Origin of the sequence: Nocardioides exalbidus (assembly GCF_900105585.1) — a bacterium.
In the GTDB taxonomy this organism is placed as follows: Bacteria; Actinomycetota; Actinomycetes; order Propionibacteriales; family Nocardioidaceae; genus Nocardioides; species Nocardioides exalbidus.
Window position 1 is genome coordinate 16,671 of record NZ_FNRT01000001.1, and the last position, 18,267, is coordinate 34,937.

Here is an 18,267-nt window from a genome sequence, read left to right on the forward strand (position 1 = left end):
GTTCCGGCGATGTCGTACGTCTGCTCCATCATGTCGTGATGGACGGGATCCGACGTCGGCTGGTTGCCGAGCGCGCCGCCGCCCGCGCCCGGCTGGAGGCGCTGACCGGCGACCACGACGCGATCGTCGCCGCCTCCCTCGACACCAACGCCGACGACGAGCACGACCCCGAGGGCGCGACCATCGCCTTCGAGCGCTCCCAGATCGGGGCGCTGGTGCGTCAGGTCCGTGGCCACCTGGTCGAGCTCGACGCGGCTGCCGCGCGCGTCGAGGAGGGGACGTACGGCGTGTGCGAGCGCTGCGGTTCGGCGATCGGTGACGCCCAGCTCGAGGCGCTCCCGGCCGCCCGGCTCTGCATCAGGTGCGCCTCCTCCGCAGCGTGAGCACGCCGGCCGGGCGGTGAGTGAGCCACGATCCACGGCCCCGGGATGTGGCTCACGCACCGCCCCGGACTCGGTCATCCGGCCGATCCGGTGGAACCGCCCCGAGCACTACGGTTCACGCATGCTCACGCTCGTCCGGTCGCTGTGGCGCCTGCCCGCGCCGGCCGACGCCGGGCCGGCCGGGCGATGGGACCACGCCTTCGTCGTGGCAGTGGCCGTGGCGGGGATCGTCGAGGCGACCGTGCTGCGCCCCGAGATGCACGACCGGTGGATCGCGCTCGCGGCGTTCATCGTCTGGCTGCCGACCCTGCTGGTGCGCCGCACGAAGCCGATGCTGATGGTGGGCGTCTTCTTCATGACGGTCTTCGCCCTCTGGCTCCGCTCGCTCGTCACGGGAGACCCGCGGCCCGACGACCTCAACTCCGCTGTGGTCGGGCTCCTGATCCCCTTCTCGCTCGCGCGGTGGGCACGAGGGAAGCAGGCCGTGGAAGGCCTCCTGCTGTTCTGGCTGGCGGCCAGCACGTCGCTGTGGGCGCAGGACCTCGCGATGGCCGACCAGGTCGGCGGCACGGCAGTCGTCATCGCGGCGATCGCCGTCGGTGCGTCCCTCCGCACCCGCTCGCAGCTGCGCTCGCGCGAGCTGGACGACGTACGACAGCAGGAGCGCGAGCGACTGGCGCGGGACCTGCACGACACCGTCGCCCACCACCTCACCGCGATCGCGATCAGCGCGCAGGCGGGCCTCGCCGTGGCGGACGACCGGCCCGGGGCCGCGAAGGACGCGCTGCGGCGCATCGACGAGGAGGCCACCCGCACGTTGGCCGAGACACGCGAGGTGGTGCGGATGCTGCGGACCGACGACGAGGCGCCGGACCGTCCGCTCGACGACCTGGCCGGGCTCGCGACCGCGGGGGGACCGGGTCCGAGCGTCGAAGTCACCGTCGCCGACGGGATCGACGACCTGTCCCCCACGGTCGCGGCGGCCGTGCACCGGATCGCCCAGGAGGCGGTCGCCAACGCTCGTCGACACGCGGTAGGAGTTACGTCCGTGCAGGTCTCGCTGGACGCCCGGCACGACGACCTCACCCTCACGGTCACCGACGACGGCACCGCCGGCACGAAGAACGGCGCCGGCTTCGGGATCGTCGGGATGACCGAGCGCGCGGCGCTGCTCGGCGGCCGGCTCGAGGCCGGCCCGGGGCCGGCGGGTGGGTGGCAGGTCGTCGCGACGCTCCCGACGGGCGTACGCCGATGACGCCGCTGCGCGTGCTCGTCGCCGACGACCAGGAGATCGTGCGCACCGGCCTCGCGATGATCCTCGGCGCGCAGCCCGACATCGAGGTCGTCGCCACCGCCGTCGACGGGCAGGACGCCGTCGAGCAGGCGCGGGCGCTGCGGCCCGACGTGTGCCTCCTCGACATCCGCATGCCGCGGCTCAACGGCATCGAGGCGACGCGGGCGCTCGCCGGCCCCGAGGTGGCGGACCCGATGGCGGTCGTGGTGGTGACCACGTTCGACCTCGACGAGTACGTCTACGGCGCGCTGCTCGCCGGCGCGAAGGGCTTCCTGCTGAAGGACTCCGGAGCGCAGCTGCTCGCCCATGCCGTGCGGGCCGCGGCCGACGGCGGCTCGCTCGTCGCGCCGACCGTCACGACCCGGATGCTCAAGTCGTTCGCCGGCCGCGACGTCCCACCCCAGCCCACCTCGCCGCTGACCGAGCGCGAGGAGCAGGTGCTGGTCGCCGTCGCACGCGGGCTGACCAACCACGAGGTCGCCGCCGAGCTCTACATCTCGCTCAGCACCGTCAAGACGCACCTCGGCGCGCTGATGGCCAAGCTCGGGGTCCGCAACCGGGTCGAGCTCGCGCTCTGGGCCTACCAGACCCGACGCCTCGACTGACCGGCGCGGCGGGACCGGCGAGCCTGCGAGCGGTGCACCAGCCACTCGGCGACGAGCAGGTTCAGCACCCATGCGAACCCCATGCCGGCGGCCTTCACACCGGCGCCCGGCTGGTCGACGAGCAGCGCGACCGGCCCGAGGACCAGTGCCTGCGTGCCCGCGCCCTGCGCGACGGCGTACGACCTCGCCATCCATCGCTGGTGGGTGCGGACGTCACCGCGCCGGATCGCCGCGACACCCAGCACGAGCCCGGCGACCATCAGCGATCCGAAGATCACCCGCAACCACATCAGGACGGTGCCGTCCTCGGCCGGCAGGTCGTGCAGGGTCGCCATCCAGAGCCCGCTGATCGCCGCAGCGAGGCCGGCGGGGACCAGGATCCGGCCGCTGACCCGGTGCCAGCCGGGCCGCCTGCGACGGAACGACGGCATGAGCTGGAAGGCACCGAGCAGGCAGTAGGTCGTCGCGCCGACGATGTGCACGACGATCGGGACGGGCAGGTCGAAGAACCGCGCGTTCTCCTCCGTCCGTCCCGACGACAGGTCGACCAGCCGTGCCGCCCCCGCGGCGACCGGCACGAAGGTCAGGGCGATCAGGCTGGTCGGGATCCACCAGTCACCGCGGCGCCTCGTCGGTGCCGCCGGTCGGAGCGGGGTCGTCGTCATGACGACGAGCCTCGTCCGCGGCGGCGTACGACGGATCGGCCCTGGGGCCGGAGCGGGTCAGCCGATCGGCCGACCCGCGCCCTGCTGCTCCAGGGCAGCGATCAGGCTGCGGGCGTCGTGGGGGCCGATGTGGCGGGTGTCGCCGATGAAGAAGGTCGGCGTCCCGCGCACCCCGCTCTCCTCGGCCGACGCGACGTCGTGCTCGACGTGGCGGTGCACGTCGTCGTCGTCGAGGTCGCGCATGAATTGCTCGACGTCGAGGCCGATGTCGGCGGCGTAGCCCACGAGGTCCTCGAGCTCGAGCTCGTCCTGGTGGGCGAACAGGACCGCGTGCATCTCCCAGAACCTGTCCTGCCGCGCGGCGGCCTCGGACGCGAGCGCGGCGAGCTCGGAGTGGGGGTGGACCGGGAGCGGCAGGTGGCGGGTGACGTAGCGGAGCCGGCCACCGAAGTGGGCGCGCAGCTCGTCGCCGACACCGCTCACCCGGGCGCAGAACGGGCACTCGTAGTCGAGGTACTCGACCAGGGTCAGCTCGGCGTCGACCGGCCCGACGACGTGGTCGCGCCCGGGATCGACCGGCCGGCTGAGGGTGCGCGGCAGCGCCGCGTCGGTCTGGCCGAGGAAGCGCGCGGAGAACCGGAAGGCCGCCCATCCGGCCAGGCTGGCCAGCACGGCCGCGAGCAGCACGCCGACGCGGGCCTGGTCCTGCAGGCGGGTGGACTCGAAGGCCAGGCTGATGATCAGCAGCGACACGGTGAACCCGATGCCCGACAGGGCGCCACCGGCCAGCGTGTGTCCGAGCCCGACCCCCTGCGGCAGCCGACCCCAGCCGAGCCGCACGCTGGCGAACGCGCCGACGAAGATGCCGAGCGCCTTGCCGACGACGAGACCGAGCACGATGCCCCACATCAGCCTCGACGCGAGCGCGTCGCCGAGCACGCCGTCGCGGAGGTCGACACCGGCGTTGGCCAGCGCGAAGAGGGGTACGACGACGTGGCTGGTCGGGGTGTGCAGGGCCTCCTGGAGCCTCTCGTTGACCGAGATCGCGCGGGTCAGCGAACGCCGGGCAGCGCGCTGGACGCCGGGCATCGGCGACTGCCGGAAGGCGCGGAACGACCGTGCCGCCGCCTCGACGTCGGCGCGCCGCGGGTCGAGCGCGGGCACCAGCAGGCCGCTGACCATGCCGGCGATCGACGCGTGCACGCCGGACTCCAGCGTCGCGACCCACAGGACCAGCACCACGAGGACGTAGGGCGCGGCCTGCCAGACGCCGGCGCGGTCGAGGACGGCGAGCACGACCAGGCACAGCGCGGCCACCGCCAGCGCGCCGAGCGACAGGCCGTCGGAGTAGACGATGCCGATCACGGTGACGGCGACGATGTCGTCGATGACGGTGAGCGTGAGCAGGAAGATCCGCAGCTGCGTGGAGACGGCCGGACCGACGAGCGCCATCACCCCCAGCAGGAAGGCGGTGTCGGTCCCGATCACCGCGCCCCAGCCGGCGGCCTGCTCCCCCGACGGGTTGAGCGCGAGGAAGATCGCGGCCGGCACGAGCATGCCCGTGATCCCGGCGACGAGGGGTACGACGACCCGGCTGCGGTCGGTGAGCTCGCCGATCGCGAACTCCTTGCGGACCTCGAGGCCGATCACGAAGAAGAACACGACCATCAGGCCGTCGTTGATCCAGTGGTGCAGGTCCATCGTCAGGCCGCCGTCGCCGAAGCGGATCGCCAGCTCGGTGTGCCAGAGGTCGACGTAGGACTCCGACCACGGCGAGTTCGCCCAGACGAGCGCGATCAGCGCGGCCACCACGAGCATGCCGGCGGAGCCCGACTCGGTGCGCATGAAGTCGCGCAACGAGCGTGAGCTCTGGGCCTCGAAGGCCTGGGACCCCTTGCAGGAGGACTGGTCGGGATCGATCTCCACCTCGGCCGCACTCACCGGGAAAGCCTATCGGCGCCCGAGGGCCCGACCGACCGATCCGCGTCAGCCGAGCGCGAACACGGCGGACCGGGCTGTGCACCCGAGTCTCCCGCTTGTCGGCCGAGATCTGGGGGGCGAAGCGGGGTGGTCACCGGATATCCGGTGACTCCCGACATCAGACGACGCGGTGCATCCAGCCGAAGGTGTCCTCGGCGCGGCCGAGCTGCATGCCGACGAGGGCCTCGCGGATCCGCATGGTGAGGTCGGTGCTGGCAGGGGCGGGGGTGACGCCGCTGGGCGAGCGGAGCTCACCGACCGGCGTCACGACGGCGGCGGTGCCGCAGGCGAAGACCTCGGTGATCTCGCCCGACGCGACACCCTCGCGCCACTCGTCGATCGAGACCTTGCGCTCCTCGACGGCGTGGCCGAGCTTGCCGGCCAGCTCCATGATCGAGGCGCGCGTGATGCCCTCGAGGATCGTGCCCGTCTCCGGCGTGACGACGGTGCCGTCACGGTGGACGAAGAAGAGGTTCATCCCGCCGAGCTCCTCGATGTAGCGGAACTCCTGGTCGTCGAGGAAGACCACCTGGTCGCAGCCCATCTCGATGGCCTCGCGCTGGGCGGCGAGCGACGCGGCGTAGTTGCCGCCCGTCTTCGCCGCGCCCATGCCGCCGCGGCCGGCGCGGGTGAAGGACTCCGAGAGCCAGAGGTTGACCGGCTTGATGCCGCCCTTGAAGTACGCCCCCGCCGGGGACGCGATCACCATGAAGGTGACGTGCTGGGCCGGCCGGACACCGAGGAAGGTCTCCGAGGCGAACATGAAGGGGCGCAGGTAGAGCGACTTCTCGCCGCCGTCGGCCGAGTTGTCCGGCACCCACCGCTGGTCGGCCTCGACGAGCGCGTCGACGCAGGCCACGAAGTCGTCGATCGGCAGCTCGGGGAAGGCGAGCCGCTGGGAGGAGCGCACCATGCGCGCGGCGTTCTGCTCGGGGCGGAACGTCCACACCGAGCCGTCGGCGTGGCGGTAGGCCTTCATGCCCTCGAAGGTCTCCTGCGCGTAGTGCAGAACGGCGGTCGCCGGGTCGAGCGTCAGCGGGCCGTAGGGCGTGATCCTCGCGTCGTACCAGCCCTTCTCGGGCGTCCACTCCACCGTGAGCATGTGGTCGGTGAAGTGCGTGCCGAAGCCGGGGTTCGCCAGGATCTCGACGAGCCGGGCGTCGTCGACGGGCGTGGGGTTGGCGGTGGTGCTGATCTGCATGGGGTCAACCTATTCCAGAGGCCCGTGACGGGCGCTCAGAGGCGGGCGGCGATGGCGTCCCCGACCTCGCTCGTACGACGACCCGCACCCGGCGCGCGCTCGGAGAGGTCGGCCAGGACGGCGGCCTCGATGCGAGCAGCGGCCTCGGGGTGGCCGAGGTGGTCGAGCAGCAGCGCTCCGGAGAGGATCGCCGCGGTCGGGTCGGCCTTCTGCTGGCCGGCGATGTCGGGAGCCGAGCCGTGGACGGGCTCGAACATGGAGGGGGCGGTGCGGTCCGGGTTCACGTTGCCGGAGGCCGCCAGCCCGATGCCGCCGGTGATGGCGGCGGCCAGGTCGGTGATGATGTCGCCGAAGAGGTTGTCGGTGACGATGACGTCGAAGCGGGCGGGGTCGGTCGCCATGAAGATCATGGCCGCGTCGATGTGCATGTAGTCGGTCGTGACGTCGGGGAACTCCGCGGCGACCTCCTCGAACAGGCGCCACCAGAGCGAGCCGGCGTTGACCAGGACGTTGGTCTTGTGGACCAGCGTGAGCTTCTTGCGCGGGCGCTTCGCGGCCCTGGCGAAGGCGTCGCGGACGACGCGCTCGACGCCGTAGGCCGTGTTGACCGAGACCTCGGTCGCGACCTCGGCCGGCGTGCCGACGCGGAGGGCGCCGCCGTTGCCCGTGTAGGGGCCCTCGGTGCCCTCGCGGACCACCACGAAGTCGATGTCACCGGGCTCGGCCAGGGGTGAGGCGGAGCCGGGGAGGAGTCGCGACGGGCGCAGGTTGACGTAGTGGTCGAGCTCGAAGCGCAGGCGCAGGAGCAGGCCGCGCTCGAGGATGCCGGGCGGCAGGTTCGGGTCGTTGGGCTTGCCGCCCACCGCTCCCAGCAGGATCGCGTCGTGCCCGCGGATCTCCGCGAGCACCGAGTCGGGCAGCACCTCGCCGGTCGCGAGGTAGCGCTCGGCGCCGAGGTCGTAGCGCGTCGACTCGAACCTCACCGGCGAGGCGACCTCGAGGACCTTGAGGGCCTCCGCGGTGACCTCGGGTCCGATCCCGTCGCCGGGGATGACGGCGAGGGTCGAGCTGGCGGTGGGCTGCTGGGTGTCGGACATGCGGCAGAGGCTAGTTGTCGTCCGGCCACTGGCCGCCGTTGTCTCGCAGGTCAAGCGCGGTCTGCACCGCGCTCGCGGTGTTCTCGGCGCTGTGTGGGTTCTCGGGGTCGTGGGCCGCGGGGCCCCAGCTGTCCGGGTACAGGTCGTACATGGGTCTCACTCCTGACGAAGGGGATGTGAGTCCGAAGCCACCGACACCGCAGCGGGTGGGGGAGCAAGGGTTGCGGGGATCGCCCGGCCCGGCTGCCGGCCAGCGAGTGTGCGGATCGCGCAGGAACTGCGTGGACCCGCCACGGAGGCGACGGCTTCGAACTCAGAGAAGGAATCTCTGGTGTGAGAAGCCGGGTGGCGGAACCTCGTCAACGCCGAACACCGCGACGAGGTGGCCTCTCTGTCAGGCCTCGCCGCGGCGATCGATGAGTACGAGGAACGTCCGCATGGTGCGTCGACTGTACGACCGTGCTCCGGGCGCGCGCACCCGGATTCACCAAACGTGTCAGATCGTGAGATGTCGGATCGGTCCGTGGGATCGGCGCCGTGGGATGACAGACTCGGCGACCTCATGTCTGCTCCCCCGGAACTCCCCGACATCGTGCAGCGCGCCTTCGACGTGTGCCGCCAGGCCGGCTACGTCGCGTTCTGCCGCAACGAGACCGGCCGCCTGCTCGCGACCCTCGCCGCCACGCGCGGCGGGACGATGGCGGAGTTCGGCACCGGCTGCGGGGTCGGCACCGCGTGGCTGCGCAGCGGCGTACGCAACGGGGCGCGGATCCTGACCGCCGAGCTCGACGAGTCGCTGGCCGGAGCGGCCGCGAAGATCTTCACCGACGACGAGAAGGTCGAGGTGCTCGCGGCCGACTGGAGCGTGCTGCGCGAGCACGGGCCCTTCTCCCTGCTCTTCCTCGACTCCGGCAGCCCCTCGGAGGTCGGCGTCGACTCGGTCATCGACCTCGTCGAGCCCGGCGGCATCGTGGTGCTCGACGACTTCGCACCCTGCGAGTCGTGGCCGCCGATCGCCTACGGCCGCGTCGACACGCTGCGTGAGCAGTGGCTCACCGACGAGCGGTTCACCGCCGTCGAGGTGATGGTGGCCGCCGACGCGTCCACCGTCATCGCCACCCGCCGCTGATCGGGTTCCTGTGACCGCGATGGCCGTCGCCGCACCCAACGCGGCTGCGGCCGACGCCGCGATCGAGGTCGCCCGCGCAGGCGGCTCGGCCGTCGACGCCGCCATCTCCGCGGCGCTGGTGGCGATGGTCAACGAGGTCGGCCTCGTCTCCCTCAGCTCTGGGGGCTTCCTCGCCGTCCAGCCGGCCACCGGAGCGGCGTACACCGTGGACGGGTGGGTCGACCGGCCCGGCCTGGGCCGCGGCGCCGACGCACCGGCGCCGCTGACGTGGGACGTCTCGACCGCCTACGGGGGCGGGGTGTCGATCACCGTCGGGCCGGGCTCGGTCGCCACGCACGGCTCGCTCGCGGCCTTCGGCGAGGCCCACAGGAGGGACGGCCGACTGCCCTGGCGCGAGCTCGTCGCCCCCGCCGTCGACGTCGCACGCGACGGCTTCAGGCTCGGCGCGGCGTCGCGCTACTACCTGCAGCACGTGCACGACAGCGTCTTCGGGTGGGACCCCGCGAGCCGGAGCGCGCTGCACGACGACGAGGGCGGGGTGGTGGAGGACCGCGTCGTGGTCGCCGACCTGGCGGCCACGCTGGAGCACATCGCCGACGTGGGACCGCGGGCGCTCCACGAGGGGGACCTGGCACGTCTGATCGCGAGCGACGTGCGGCGCCGCGGGGGCCTGCTCGGCGAGGCCGACCTGGCGGCGTACGAACCCGTGGTGAGACCGCCGCTGACCTCGAGGGTGGGTGCGTGGCAGCTGGCCACCACTCCTCCACCGTCGGTCGGCGGGGTGGTGGTCGCCGCGATGCTCCGCCTCGCGGACGGGCACCCCACGTCGGGGTGGGACCGGCGCGACGTCGAGCACTTCGTGCTCGTGCAGCGTGCCGTCCTCGGACACCGCCGCGAGGTCCTCGAGACCGCCGCTGACCTCGATCAGGCATCGCGTGCCTTCCTCGATCTCGTCGACGCCGACCACCGCGCGGTGCTGGAGTCGGGCTCGACCGCGCACGTCTCGGTGACGGACGCCGACGGCTCCGCCTGCTCCCTCACCGTGTCGTCGGGCTACGGCTCCGGGTTGATCGCCGCCGGCACCGGGATCTGGCTCAACAACTGCCTCGGCGAGCAGGAGCTGAACCCGCCCGGCCGCCAGGTCGCAGCAGGGTCACGGCTGCTGTCCAACATGGCGCCCACCGTGGGCCGTCACGACGACGGCTCCACCCTCGCCATCGGCTCGCCCGGCGCGGACCGGATCACCACCGCGATCGTGTCGGCGCTCGCCGGCTTCGTCAGCGGCGGCCTGAGCCTGGAGGCGGCGGTCGCCCATCCTCGCGTGCACGTCCACCGGGCCGGGCTGCCCGACGAGGAGGTCCGGGTCGAGGACGAGCTGTCGATGTACTACGGCGGGGTCGGCGCCGCGCTGACCCGGGCCACCGGGGACCTCGAGGCCGTGGCCGACCCTCGGCGCGAGGGCGTCGCCCGGATCCTCAGGAGCACCGGTCAGTCGTAGAAGTTCACGTCGCCCAGCACGACACCGGCAGCGGCCGGGTTGGGCTTGCCGCTCGGGTCGTGCTGGACGCCGACGACCTGCCGCTTGCGGGTGCCGTCGGCGTAGGACATCTCGATGATGCCGGTCCGGACCACCTTGTAGGTCCCCCTCTGGTCGGCCGGTGCGCTGCTCCAGCTCTGGCCCAGCCCGGGCCAGCTGCCGACGGAGAAGCCGCCCTCGACGAACTTCCCGGAGGCGTCCATCGTGAGGTAGTCGGTGTAGGACGTGCAGGTGATCGCGCAGTAGCCCGACCAGTTCTGGTGGTAGAGGTCGACGGCCAGCTTCGTGCCCTTCTTCGGCAGCGTGAGCGGCTCGAGGCGGAGCTTCGCGTCCTTGTAGGCGGGGTGCTTGACCGAGAAGCCCTCGGAGGTCACCTTGGCCCTCTGCGTGCCGAGCTTCAGCATGCCGGTGCGCGGGTTGTAGGAGTAGCGCAGGCACTCCTTCACCGACGCCGAGCACCGGGGCTTCTTCCCGTCGGCCCACCCGGTGTAGGCCCACTTCGCGTCGACGAACCAGATCGCGTGGTTGATCCAACCGGCCGACGACTGGAGGTTGGTGTCCTCCCAGCCCCACCAGTAGGTGCCGGTGAGCTTCTTCGGGGTGGTCGGCCTCGGCGTGAGCACCACGGTCGTGGTGGCGGTGGCCGTCGCGGCTCCGGGCGCGGTGAGCGTCAGCGTGAGGGTCCGCGGCTTCGGCGACTTCGGCTTCTTGCCCTTCTTCCGCTTCGGCTGCTCGAGCCGCACGTCGAGGTCGAGGTACTCCGTCGAGCGGTCGTCCAGCGCGCCGACCTCGATCGTGCTCGTGCGGATCTCTATGCCGGTGCCGCTGGCGGTGAGGCGTACGCCGCTCGCCGGGCCGCGCGAGGTGTTGCGGACCTCGAGGCTCACCCGGGCCCACCTGCCCTTCTTCGCACCCACCATCCGGTCGTCGGGCTCGACCTCGAGGACCGGCTTGTAGGTGTCGGTGAGGTCGTCGGGCAGCGCGGTGCTGAGCGTGGCGCCGCCGGGTGCGTTGACCGTCACGCGGGCGAAGGCGCACTCGAACAGCGTGGTGCGCAGCCGCGGGTGCGCCGCGGTGGAGATCGCCAGCGCGTTGCCCTGGACGGTCGCCGTCGCCGGCACGGCCTCCCCGTCGACGAACTGCGCCGCGCCCTCGCCGGGGATGCCGGCGGCGACGAACAGGGCGTTGCACGTGGAGCCGTCCCAGGTGCCGACGTAGACGTTGACCACCGAGCCGTCGGGAACGCCGTTGAGCGTCGCCGCGGCACCGAGGGTCTGCGCCTCGAGGTCCACCGCGACGTCGACGACGGCGATCTGCTGGGACGGGGTCGACCCGGCCGCGTGCTGGACGTCGGCCAGCCGTGCGGTGCGGCGTACGACGCCGTCCTCGGCCGAGTCCGCGCGCAGGTGGGCGGTGCCGGGCGCGGCGCGCTCGCTCCGCTCCTGGCCCGCCAGGTCGGTGAGCGATCCGGACGGCTCCCCGACCGCGACCGCGGGTGCACCGCCCCACGCCAGGACGAGCAGCAACGGCACGGACACGAGCAGGCGACCGACTCGCAAGATTCCCCCCACGGGTAGCGACCAAGGCCCCCTTTCCTATCCCGGACGCCTCACCGGGGGCATCCGTCGAAAGTCTGAGGGGCGGCTGCTTGGATGAACGGCATGGCCAAGAAGAAGGCAGCCCCCCGCAAGCCGGCGCTGCTCACGGTCCGCGGGATCACCCGGAAGTTCGCCGAACGGACCATCCTCGACGGCGTCGACCTCGACGTCCGTGCCGGTGAGGCGGTCGGCGTGGTCGGGCCGAACGGCAGCGGCAAGTCGACGCTCCTGCGCTGCATCGTCGGAGCCGACGAGGCCGACGCGGGCGAGTCGACCCTGGCCGGGACCGTGCTCGACGAGCGGTTGCCCGAGATCCGCGCGGACCTCGCGATCGTGATGGACGACATCGACTTCTTCCCCGACCTCTCCGTCGTCGAGCACCTCGACCTCGTCGCGCGGGCGCACTCCCAGGCCGACGCGGAGGAGGTGGTCAACGTCGTGCTCGCCGAGGTCGGCCTGATGGAGGTCTCCGGCCAGCTCCCCTCCACGCTGTCGTCGGGCCAGCGTCGGCGACTCGCCCTGGCGAGCGCGTTCGTCCGCCCGCGCAAGCTGCTCGTCCTCGACGAGCCGGAGGCCCGGCTCGACGTGGAGGGCGTGACCTGGCTCGGCGACAAGCTGGTCGCGGAGAAGAAGGCCGGGCGTGCGGTGCTGCTGGTCAGCCACGACCCCGGGCTCGTCGAGCGCGTGTGCGACCGCGTCGTACGCCTCGGGCCCGCGCCGGAGCCCTCCGATGTCGACTGAGGTCGCCCCCGAGCGCGCCGAGGTCCCGTCCGCGCGGGAGATCCGGCAGGAGATCCGCGACTGGCGCCGGGGCCGCGCCGAGCTGAAGTGGGGCGAGGCGATCTCGGACGCCTACGTCGCGCTCTTCTGCGTGGTGATGATCGGCGCGATGGCCGGCAACGTCGTGCTCAACCTGCGGCAGCTGGCCGACGAGACGTGCACCGGCAGCTGCGGTGAGGTGCGCTCGGCCGCCCCGTGGCTGGTCGCGCTGGCCGTCGCGCTCCTCGCGCTCGGCATGTCCCGCCTGCTCGGGCCCGTCTTCAGCCCGCCGGCCTCGAACAGCTGGGTGCTGAGCTCGCCCGTCGACCGCGGCGGCCTGCTGCGTCCGGGCTGGCTCCGGACCACTGCCCTGACCGCGGTCGGCGCAGCGCTCCTGCTCGTCGCCCCCGCGGTCCTCAGCGGCTTCGCCTGGCACGAGGCGGTCGTCTACCTCGTCGCCGGCAGCGCGACGGCCCTCGCCTGCGTCGGGGTCGCCGCGCTGTCGCAGGTGCACGAGGACCCGGTCTCCCGCTGGCTCACCTGGCTGGTCACCGTGGTGCTCTGGGTGGTGCTGGGCCTGTCGGCGACCCACGAGCTCGAGCGGCTGCCGGAGGTGTCGCCGGGCGTCGTCCTGGCGGTCGCGGTCGCCATGGTGGTCGTCGCCGTCCTCCTCGCGTGGCGCTCGGCCGCCGCGGTCGGCAAGGTCTCGCGCCGGGTCCTCGGCCAGACCGAGCACCTCTCCCCCAGCCTCTCCGGCGCGCTGTCGTCGGTCGACCTCGGCCTGATGTACGACGTCCTGCTGGCGCGCCGCTGGGGGCGTGGCGCACACGTGCGCAGCCACACCGGAGGTCCGCTCGGCTGGGCAGCACTGGTGCACCGCGACCTCCGCCGGGCGCTCCGCACGCCGCAGCCCTACGTGCTGCTGGCCGGGCTCGTGCTCGTGCCCTACGCGGCCGCCGAGGCAGACGCCGGCCGGGCGGTCGTGCTCGCGACGACGTTCGCCGGCCTGCTGGGCGGGCCTGCGCTCTGCGTCGGGCTGCGGGTCGTCGTCCGGACCGAGGGGCTGGCGCGGATGATGCCCTTCCGGCGGCAGCGGCTGCTGCTGGCCCACCTCGTCGTCCCCGGCGGCGCGCTGATGCTCTTCGCGCTGTCGACCACCCCCACGCTGGTCGACGAGGTCTCCGGCGGCGGGGCGGTCAACCTCGCCATCGCGTGTGGCCTGTCCTCGATCGCGGCCACGGTGCGCTGGATCACGGGGAAGCCGCCGAACTACGCGGCCCCGATGGTGAGCACACCGGCAGGCGGGGCCCCGACCGGCATCATCTTCAGCGTGCTGCGCGGCTTCGACGTGTGGGCGATCACCGCCCTGCCGCTGATGTTCGGCCAGGGCGGGATGCTCTTCTCGACCATCATCAGCATCGGCGTCATCGCGTTCCTGACGTCCGACGGGATCCAGCCGCCGGCGCAGCAACCGGCCCGCAAGCCCACCGGGAAGTAGTCGCTCAGACCTCGTCGGGGCGCATCACGTCGACGGTGAGCCACGGCAGCATGAGCTGCGTGAGCGGGCCGATCGCGAGGGCGTAGACCACGGTGCCGATGCCGAGCGTGCCGCCGAGCAGCAGGCCGATCACGACGACGGCGACCTCGAGGCCGGTGCGGACCAGCCGCAGCGAGAGGCCGGTGCGGCGGTGCAGGCCGGTCATGAGGCCGTCACGCGGGCCGCGGCCGAGCTGGGCGCCGATGTAGAGCGCGCTCGCGAACCCGCAGAGCGCGACGCCGCCGATCATCAGCGCCACCCGGGCGACGATGCTGTCGGGGCGGTCGAGCACGGCGAGCGTGGCGTCGGCGGAGAGGCCGACGACGATCGCGTTGCTGATCGTGCCGAGGCCGGGCATCTCCCTGAGCGGGATCCACAGCACCAGCACCACGAAGCTGAACAGCACGACCGCCTGGCCGAGGGTCATCGGCACGTGCTGGATGAAGCCGGAGTGCAGCACGTCCCACGGGGCCAGGCCGAGCGCGCCGCGGACCATCATCGCGAGCGAGACGCCGTAGAGGAACAGCCCGACGTAGAGCTGCGGGAGGCGGCGGGCGAGCCGGCCGGCGCGCAGCTGGGCGATCGGGCCGAGGTCGACGAGGACGGAGCGGGGGGCGTGCGTGGTGCCGGCGGGAGAGGTCGTGCTCATGACCCCAGTGTGCGCTCGATTGGCCTTGTCCGACATAGCCAATCGTGGAACAGTGGCCTGCATGAGCCGCGTCGTCAGCGCCCAGCGCGTAGCCACCCTGGCGGGCGACTTCCCGCGTTCCCCTGCCTACCTGGGCCTGGCGGAGGGCTTGCGCGTCCTCATCGGCGACGGCCGGATCGGGATCGGCGTACGCCTGCCGAGCGAGCGCGAGCTCACCGCGGCGCTCGACGTCTCCCGCACCACCGTGACCCGGGCCTACGAGGTGCTGCGCGAGTCGGGGTACGCCGAGGCGCGACGCGGGTCGGGCACCTTCACAAGAGTGCCGGGCGGGCAGCGCCGCTCCCACGACCGGGCCCTGATGCCGGGGACCGGCGGCGAGGACGTGATCGACCTCAACTGCGCGGCCCACTCCGCCCCGCCCGGGCTGGTGGAGTCCTACCAGCGCGCGACCGCGCAGCTCCCCGCCTACCTGAGCGGCCCCGGCTACTTCCCGCTCGGCGTCCCGGCGCTCCAGGCGCGGATCGCGGCGGCCTACGACGCCCGCGGGCTGCCGACCGTCCCGGAGCAGGTCATGGTCACCGCCGGCGCGCTCGCGGCGGCGTCGATCGTCGCGCAGGCCTTCACCGCTCCGGGCGAGCGCGTCGTCGTGGAGTCACCGACCTACCCCAACGCGACGCAGGCCATCCGCCACGCCGGTGCACGGCTGGTGCCCGCCGCGGTCGACCCGGACGGCTGGGACCTCGACACCATGGCGGCGACCATGCGCCAGACCTCACCGCGGCTGGCCTACCTGATCCCCGACTTCCAGAACCCGACCGGACACCTGATGTCCGACGCGCAGCGCGAGGAGCTCGGCGCTGCGCTGGCCCGCACCCGCACGACCGTCGTCGCCGACGAGGCGCACCAGGCGCTCGCCCTGGCGCCGGGGCTCGCCGAGTCGATGCCGCGGCCGATGGCGGCGTACGCCGACGGGGCCATCACGATCGGCAGCGCGAGCAAGTCCTACTGGGGCGGGCTGCGGCTGGGCTGGGTCCGGGCACCGCTCGCCGACATGGAGCGCCTCCTCCAGGCGCGGATCGGGCTCGACCTCGGCGCGCCGGTCTTCGAGCAGCTGGTCCTGGCCGACCTGATGGAGCACGCTGACGAGGTGCTGCCGGCCCACCGCGAGCGGCTGGTCGCCGGTCGCGACGCGCTCGTCACCGCGCTGGGCGAGCACCTGCCGGAGTGGCGGTTCCGGGTGCCCGATGGTGGCCTCGCGCTCTGGTGCGAGCTGCCCGAGCCGCTCGCGACGGCCACGACCGCCGAGGCCGAGCGCCGCGGCGTGGTGGTGGCGCCCGGTCCGGTCTTCGCGGTCGAGGGCGGGCTCGACCGCTACGTCCGGATCCCGTGGACCGCCTCATCGGACGACCTGACCGAGGCCGTACGCCGCCTCGCCGCCGCGTGGGAGCACGTCACCGCGGACGCACACCGGCCAACGTCCCCACGATCGCGTCGTGGGTCCGCCGGCCGGGTGATGGTGGCCTAGGAGCCGTCAGGACAGGTTGACCGCGCGCACCGAGGCGGCCTGCATGGCCGACTCGATCTCGGCGAGGGTGTCGGCCGGGATGGCCGAGTCGACGCTCAGCGCGACGAGCGCGGCACCGCCCTGCTCCTGGCGCGAGACCTGCATGCCGGCGATGTTGACCGACGCGTCGCCGAGGATCCCACCGATGACGCCGACCATGCCGGGACGGTCCTCGTAGGTGAGGAAGGCGAGGTGGGTGGCGGGCTCGAGGTCGACGTCGAAGCCGTTGACCTCGACGAGCCGCTCCTTCTGCGCGAGCCCGACGAGCGTGCCGCTGACCGAGACCTGGGTGCCGTCGGCGAGGGTGCCCCGCAGCGTGATCAGGTTGCGGTGGTCGGGGCTCTCGGCCTCGGTCAGGAGGCGCACCTCGGTGCCGCGCTCGGCCGCCAGCAGCGGTGCGTTCACGTAGGAGACCTGCTCCTCGACGATGTCGGCGAAGACGCCCTTCAGCGCGGCCAGCTCGAGCACCTTGACGTCGTACTCCGTGATCTCGCCGCGCACCTCCACGTCGAGCTGCTGGGCGGTCTCGCCGGCGAGGGCGGTGAAGACGCGGCCGAGCTTCTCGGTGAGCGGGATGCCGGGGCGCACGTCCTCGGCGATGACGCCGCCCTGGACGTTGACGGCGTCGGGCACGAGCTCACCGCTGAGGGCCAGGCGGACCGACTTCGCGACCGCGATGCCGGCCTTCTCCTGGGCCTCGTCGGTCGAGGCGCCGAGGTGCGGGGTGGCGACGACGTTCTCGAGCTCGAAGAGCGGGCTGTCGGTGCACGGCTCCGACGCGAAGACGTCGAGGCCCGCGGCCGCGATCTGGCCGGTCTTGAGCGCGTCGTAGAGGGCGGCCTCGTCGACGATGCCGCCGCGCGCGGCGTTGACGAGGACCAGGCTCTGCTTGGCCCGGGCGAGCTGGTCGGCGCCGATCAGGCCGACGGTCTCGGGCGTCTTGGGGAGGTGGACGCTCATGAAGTCCGACTCCGCGAGGAGGGTGTCGAGGTCGACGAGGCGCACGCCCATCTGCGCGGCGCGGCCGGCCTGGACGTAGGGGTCGTAGGCGATGACCTTCATGCCGAAGGCGCTCAGCCGCTGCGCGACCAGCACGCCGATGCGGCCGAGGCCGACGATGCCGACGGTCTTCTCGTAGAGCTCGATGCCGGTGTACTTCGACCGCTTCCACTCCCCGCCCCGCAGCGCGGCGTGGGCCGGGCTGATGTGGCGGGCCGCGGCGAGCATCAGGGCGACGGCGAGCTCGGCGGCGCTGACGATGTTGGAGGTCGGCGCGTTCACGACCATGACGCCGGCCTGGGTGGAGGCCTTCACGTCGACGTTGTCGAGGCCGACCCCCGCGCGGGCGACGACCTTCAGCCGGGACGCGGCGGCGAGCGCCTCGGCGTCGACCTTGGTCGCGGAGCGGACCAGGATCGCGTCGACGTCGGCGATCGCGGGGATCAGCTCGGCGCGGTCGGCGCCGTTGCAGTGCCGGATCTCGAAGTCCGGGCCGAGCGCCTCGATCGTGGCGGGGCTCAGCTCTTCGGCGATGAGCACGACAGGCTTGACGGGTGCGTTCACAGCGGGGTCCTCGAGAGTGGAGAGAGTGTGTCCGGGACTGCACGACGCTGTGCACGCGTCACGATACCCGCGACGCCCCGCAGGGTCACAGGCTCCCCACATGTCGGACCCCACGCCTAGCCTGAGGGGATGGGCGCGATGGACGACGCGGAGCGGCTCGAGCCGGGGACGATCGAGGAGTGGAGCGCGTGGCTCCACGAGCACCACGCCCAGCCGACCGGCGTGTTCCTGGTGACCCCCCGCCGGGCGGCCGACCGGCCGTTCTCCTACGAGGAGTCGGTGCTCGAGGCGCTGCGCTACGGCTGGGTCGACTCCACGGTGAAGCCGGTCGACGAGTCCCGCACGATGATGTGGTTCGCCCCACGCCGCAGGGGCAGCATGTGGACCCGCATCAACAAGGGCCGCATCGCCCGCCTCGAGGAGGCGGGACTGATGCAGCCGGCCGGTGTCGCCGCCGTCGAGGTGGCGAAGCAGACGGGCATGTGGACCCTCATGGACGACGTCGAGGACCTGGTCGTGCCGGACGACCTCGCCGCCGCGTTCGACGCGAACCCGGGGGCACGCGAGCACTGGGACTCGTGGTCACCGTCGGCCCGCAAGATGATCCTGACGTGGATCGTGCTGGCCAAGCGGCCCGAGACACGGGACGCGCGGATCACGACCACCGCCCGGAAGGCTGCTCAGGGGGTCAAGTCGCAGCCGTGAG

Annotated in this window: 17 protein-coding genes; 9 read left to right on the plus strand and 8 right to left on the minus strand. The window is 72.8% G+C overall.

The window, feature by feature from the left end; translation table 11 throughout:
- The first annotated feature begins 38 nt into the window (after positions 1–38).
- The 3 genes from BLV76_RS00095 to BLV76_RS00105 all read left to right on the plus strand — a co-directional run bounded on the left by BLV76_RS00095 (position 39) and on the right by BLV76_RS00105 (position 2,282).
- The gene (locus tag BLV76_RS00095; RefSeq protein WP_090967304.1) at positions 39–383 is read left to right on the plus strand and encodes a TraR/DksA family transcriptional regulator; all 345 of its coding nucleotides are present in this window, start codon (positions 39–41) and stop codon (positions 381–383) included.
- 121 nt (positions 384–504) lie between these two features.
- Positions 505–1,638, plus strand: a complete 1,134-nt coding sequence (locus BLV76_RS00100) for a sensor histidine kinase (protein WP_090967305.1) — start codon at positions 505–507, stop codon at positions 1,636–1,638.
- A complete protein-coding gene (locus BLV76_RS00105; protein WP_090967306.1) occupies positions 1,635–2,282 on the plus strand; it encodes a response regulator in 648 nt (215 codons plus the stop codon). The genes BLV76_RS00100 and BLV76_RS00105 overlap by 4 nt, the downstream gene beginning before the upstream one ends.
- Here BLV76_RS00105 and BLV76_RS00110 read toward each other — a convergent pair.
- The 5 genes from BLV76_RS00110 to BLV76_RS22290 form a co-directional block, all read right to left on the minus strand.
- Positions 2,258–2,947, minus strand: a complete 690-nt coding sequence (locus BLV76_RS00110) for a DUF2306 domain-containing protein (RefSeq protein ID WP_090967307.1) — start codon at positions 2,945–2,947, stop codon at positions 2,258–2,260. The two genes, BLV76_RS00105 and BLV76_RS00110, sit on opposite strands and share 25 nt — an antisense overlap.
- Before the next feature lie 57 nt (positions 2,948–3,004).
- Positions 3,005–4,888, minus strand: coding sequence for a Na+/H+ antiporter NhaA (gene nhaA / locus BLV76_RS00115; RefSeq protein ID WP_245734469.1), 1,884 nt, complete (start codon positions 4,886–4,888; stop codon positions 3,005–3,007).
- Between the two features lie 157 nt (positions 4,889–5,045).
- A complete protein-coding gene (locus BLV76_RS00120) occupies positions 5,046–6,128 on the minus strand; it encodes a branched-chain amino acid aminotransferase (protein WP_090967308.1) in 1,083 nt (360 codons plus the stop codon).
- Positions 6,129–6,163: 35 nt separating this feature from the next.
- On the minus strand, positions 6,164–7,225 hold the full coding sequence (locus BLV76_RS00125; RefSeq protein WP_090967309.1) for a 3-isopropylmalate dehydrogenase: 1,062 nt from the start codon (positions 7,223–7,225) through the stop codon (positions 6,164–6,166).
- A 10-nt stretch (positions 7,226–7,235) separates the two neighbouring features.
- Positions 7,236–7,376 carry a hypothetical protein gene (locus BLV76_RS22290; RefSeq protein ID WP_175539499.1) on the minus strand — a complete coding sequence of 47 codons (141 nt, stop codon included), beginning with the start codon at positions 7,374–7,376 and terminating at the stop codon, positions 7,236–7,238.
- Between the two features lie 411 nt (positions 7,377–7,787).
- Between BLV76_RS22290 and BLV76_RS00130 the strand changes: the two genes are divergently transcribed.
- Both BLV76_RS00130 and BLV76_RS00135 read left to right on the plus strand, forming a co-directional pair.
- Complete coding sequence (locus tag BLV76_RS00130; protein ID WP_090967310.1) at positions 7,788–8,354, plus strand: O-methyltransferase; 567 nt, start codon at positions 7,788–7,790, stop codon at positions 8,352–8,354.
- 19 nt (positions 8,355–8,373) lie between these two features.
- Positions 8,374–9,852, plus strand: a complete 1,479-nt coding sequence (locus BLV76_RS00135) for a gamma-glutamyltransferase (RefSeq protein ID WP_090967363.1) — start codon at positions 8,374–8,376, stop codon at positions 9,850–9,852.
- On the opposite strand, the gene BLV76_RS00140 is transcribed toward BLV76_RS00135, so the two are convergent.
- Entirely contained in the window at positions 9,843–11,450 is a 1,608-nt protein-coding gene (locus tag BLV76_RS00140) for a hypothetical protein (protein WP_139306409.1), read from the minus strand. The genes BLV76_RS00135 and BLV76_RS00140 overlap by 10 nt on opposite strands.
- 102 nt (positions 11,451–11,552) lie before the next feature.
- Here BLV76_RS00140 and BLV76_RS00145 point away from each other — a divergent pair, with 102 nt between their 5' ends.
- Positions 11,553–12,230 (plus strand): ABC transporter ATP-binding protein, encoded by a 678-nt coding sequence (locus BLV76_RS00145; RefSeq protein WP_090967312.1) that lies wholly within the window; start codon positions 11,553–11,555, stop codon positions 12,228–12,230.
- On the plus strand, positions 12,220–13,746 hold the full coding sequence (locus tag BLV76_RS00150; protein ID WP_090967313.1) for a DUF6297 family protein: 1,527 nt from the start codon (positions 12,220–12,222) through the stop codon (positions 13,744–13,746). Before BLV76_RS00145 ends, BLV76_RS00150 begins: the two co-directional genes overlap by 11 nt.
- Positions 13,747–13,750: 4 nt before the next feature.
- On the opposite strand, the gene yczE is transcribed toward BLV76_RS00150, so the two are convergent.
- Positions 13,751–14,434 (minus strand): membrane protein YczE, encoded by a 684-nt coding sequence (gene yczE / locus BLV76_RS00155; protein WP_090967314.1) that lies wholly within the window; start codon positions 14,432–14,434, stop codon positions 13,751–13,753.
- Between the two features lie 61 nt (positions 14,435–14,495).
- Between yczE and yczR the strand changes: the two genes are divergently transcribed.
- Positions 14,496–15,959: a MocR-like transcription factor YczR gene (yczR, locus tag BLV76_RS00160; protein ID WP_090967315.1), complete on the plus strand. Its 1,464-nt coding sequence runs from the start codon at positions 14,496–14,498 to the stop codon at positions 15,957–15,959.
- Positions 15,960–15,965: 6 nt separating this feature from the next.
- Here yczR and serA read toward each other — a convergent pair whose 3' ends face one another.
- Entirely contained in the window at positions 15,966–17,561 is a 1,596-nt protein-coding gene (gene serA / locus BLV76_RS00165) for a phosphoglycerate dehydrogenase (protein ID WP_245734470.1), read from the minus strand.
- Between the two features lie 129 nt (positions 17,562–17,690).
- Between serA and BLV76_RS00170 the strand changes: the two genes are divergently transcribed.
- Positions 17,691–18,266, plus strand: coding sequence for a YdeI/OmpD-associated family protein (locus tag BLV76_RS00170; RefSeq protein ID WP_090967316.1), 576 nt, complete (start codon positions 17,691–17,693; stop codon positions 18,264–18,266).
- The last annotated feature ends 1 nt before the right edge of the window (position 18,267 follow it).

Excerpts from the sequence above, each read along its gene's own strand:
- BLV76_RS22290 (WP_175539499.1), bottom strand. The coding sequence starts at position 7,376 with ATGTACGACCTGTACCCGGACAGCTGGGGCCCCGCGGCCCACGACCCC.
- BLV76_RS00135 (WP_090967363.1), top strand. The coding sequence starts at position 8,374 with ATGGCCGTCGCCGCACCCAACGCGGCTGCGGCCGACGCCGCGATCGAG.
- BLV76_RS00100 (WP_090967305.1), top strand. The coding sequence starts at position 505 with ATGCTCACGCTCGTCCGGTCGCTGTGGCGCCTGCCCGCGCCGGCCGAC.
- BLV76_RS00150 (WP_090967313.1), top strand. The coding sequence starts at position 12,220 with ATGTCGACTGAGGTCGCCCCCGAGCGCGCCGAGGTCCCGTCCGCGCGG.
- yczE (WP_090967314.1), bottom strand. The coding sequence starts at position 14,434 with ATGAGCACGACCTCTCCCGCCGGCACCACGCACGCCCCCCGCTCCGTC.
- BLV76_RS00095 (WP_090967304.1), top strand. The coding sequence starts at position 39 with ATGGACGGGATCCGACGTCGGCTGGTTGCCGAGCGCGCCGCCGCCCGC.
- BLV76_RS00170 (WP_090967316.1), top strand. The coding sequence starts at position 17,691 with ATGGGCGCGATGGACGACGCGGAGCGGCTCGAGCCGGGGACGATCGAG.
- BLV76_RS00125 (WP_090967309.1), bottom strand. The coding sequence starts at position 7,225 with ATGTCCGACACCCAGCAGCCCACCGCCAGCTCGACCCTCGCCGTCATC.
- yczR (WP_090967315.1), top strand. The coding sequence starts at position 14,496 with ATGAGCCGCGTCGTCAGCGCCCAGCGCGTAGCCACCCTGGCGGGCGAC.
- BLV76_RS00110 (WP_090967307.1), bottom strand. The coding sequence starts at position 2,947 with ATGACGACGACCCCGCTCCGACCGGCGGCACCGACGAGGCGCCGCGGT.
- BLV76_RS00130 (WP_090967310.1), top strand. The coding sequence starts at position 7,788 with ATGTCTGCTCCCCCGGAACTCCCCGACATCGTGCAGCGCGCCTTCGAC.
- BLV76_RS00145 (WP_090967312.1), top strand. The coding sequence starts at position 11,553 with ATGGCCAAGAAGAAGGCAGCCCCCCGCAAGCCGGCGCTGCTCACGGTC.
- BLV76_RS00105 (WP_090967306.1), top strand. The coding sequence starts at position 1,635 with ATGACGCCGCTGCGCGTGCTCGTCGCCGACGACCAGGAGATCGTGCGC.
- BLV76_RS00120 (WP_090967308.1), bottom strand. The coding sequence starts at position 6,128 with ATGCAGATCAGCACCACCGCCAACCCCACGCCCGTCGACGACGCCCGG.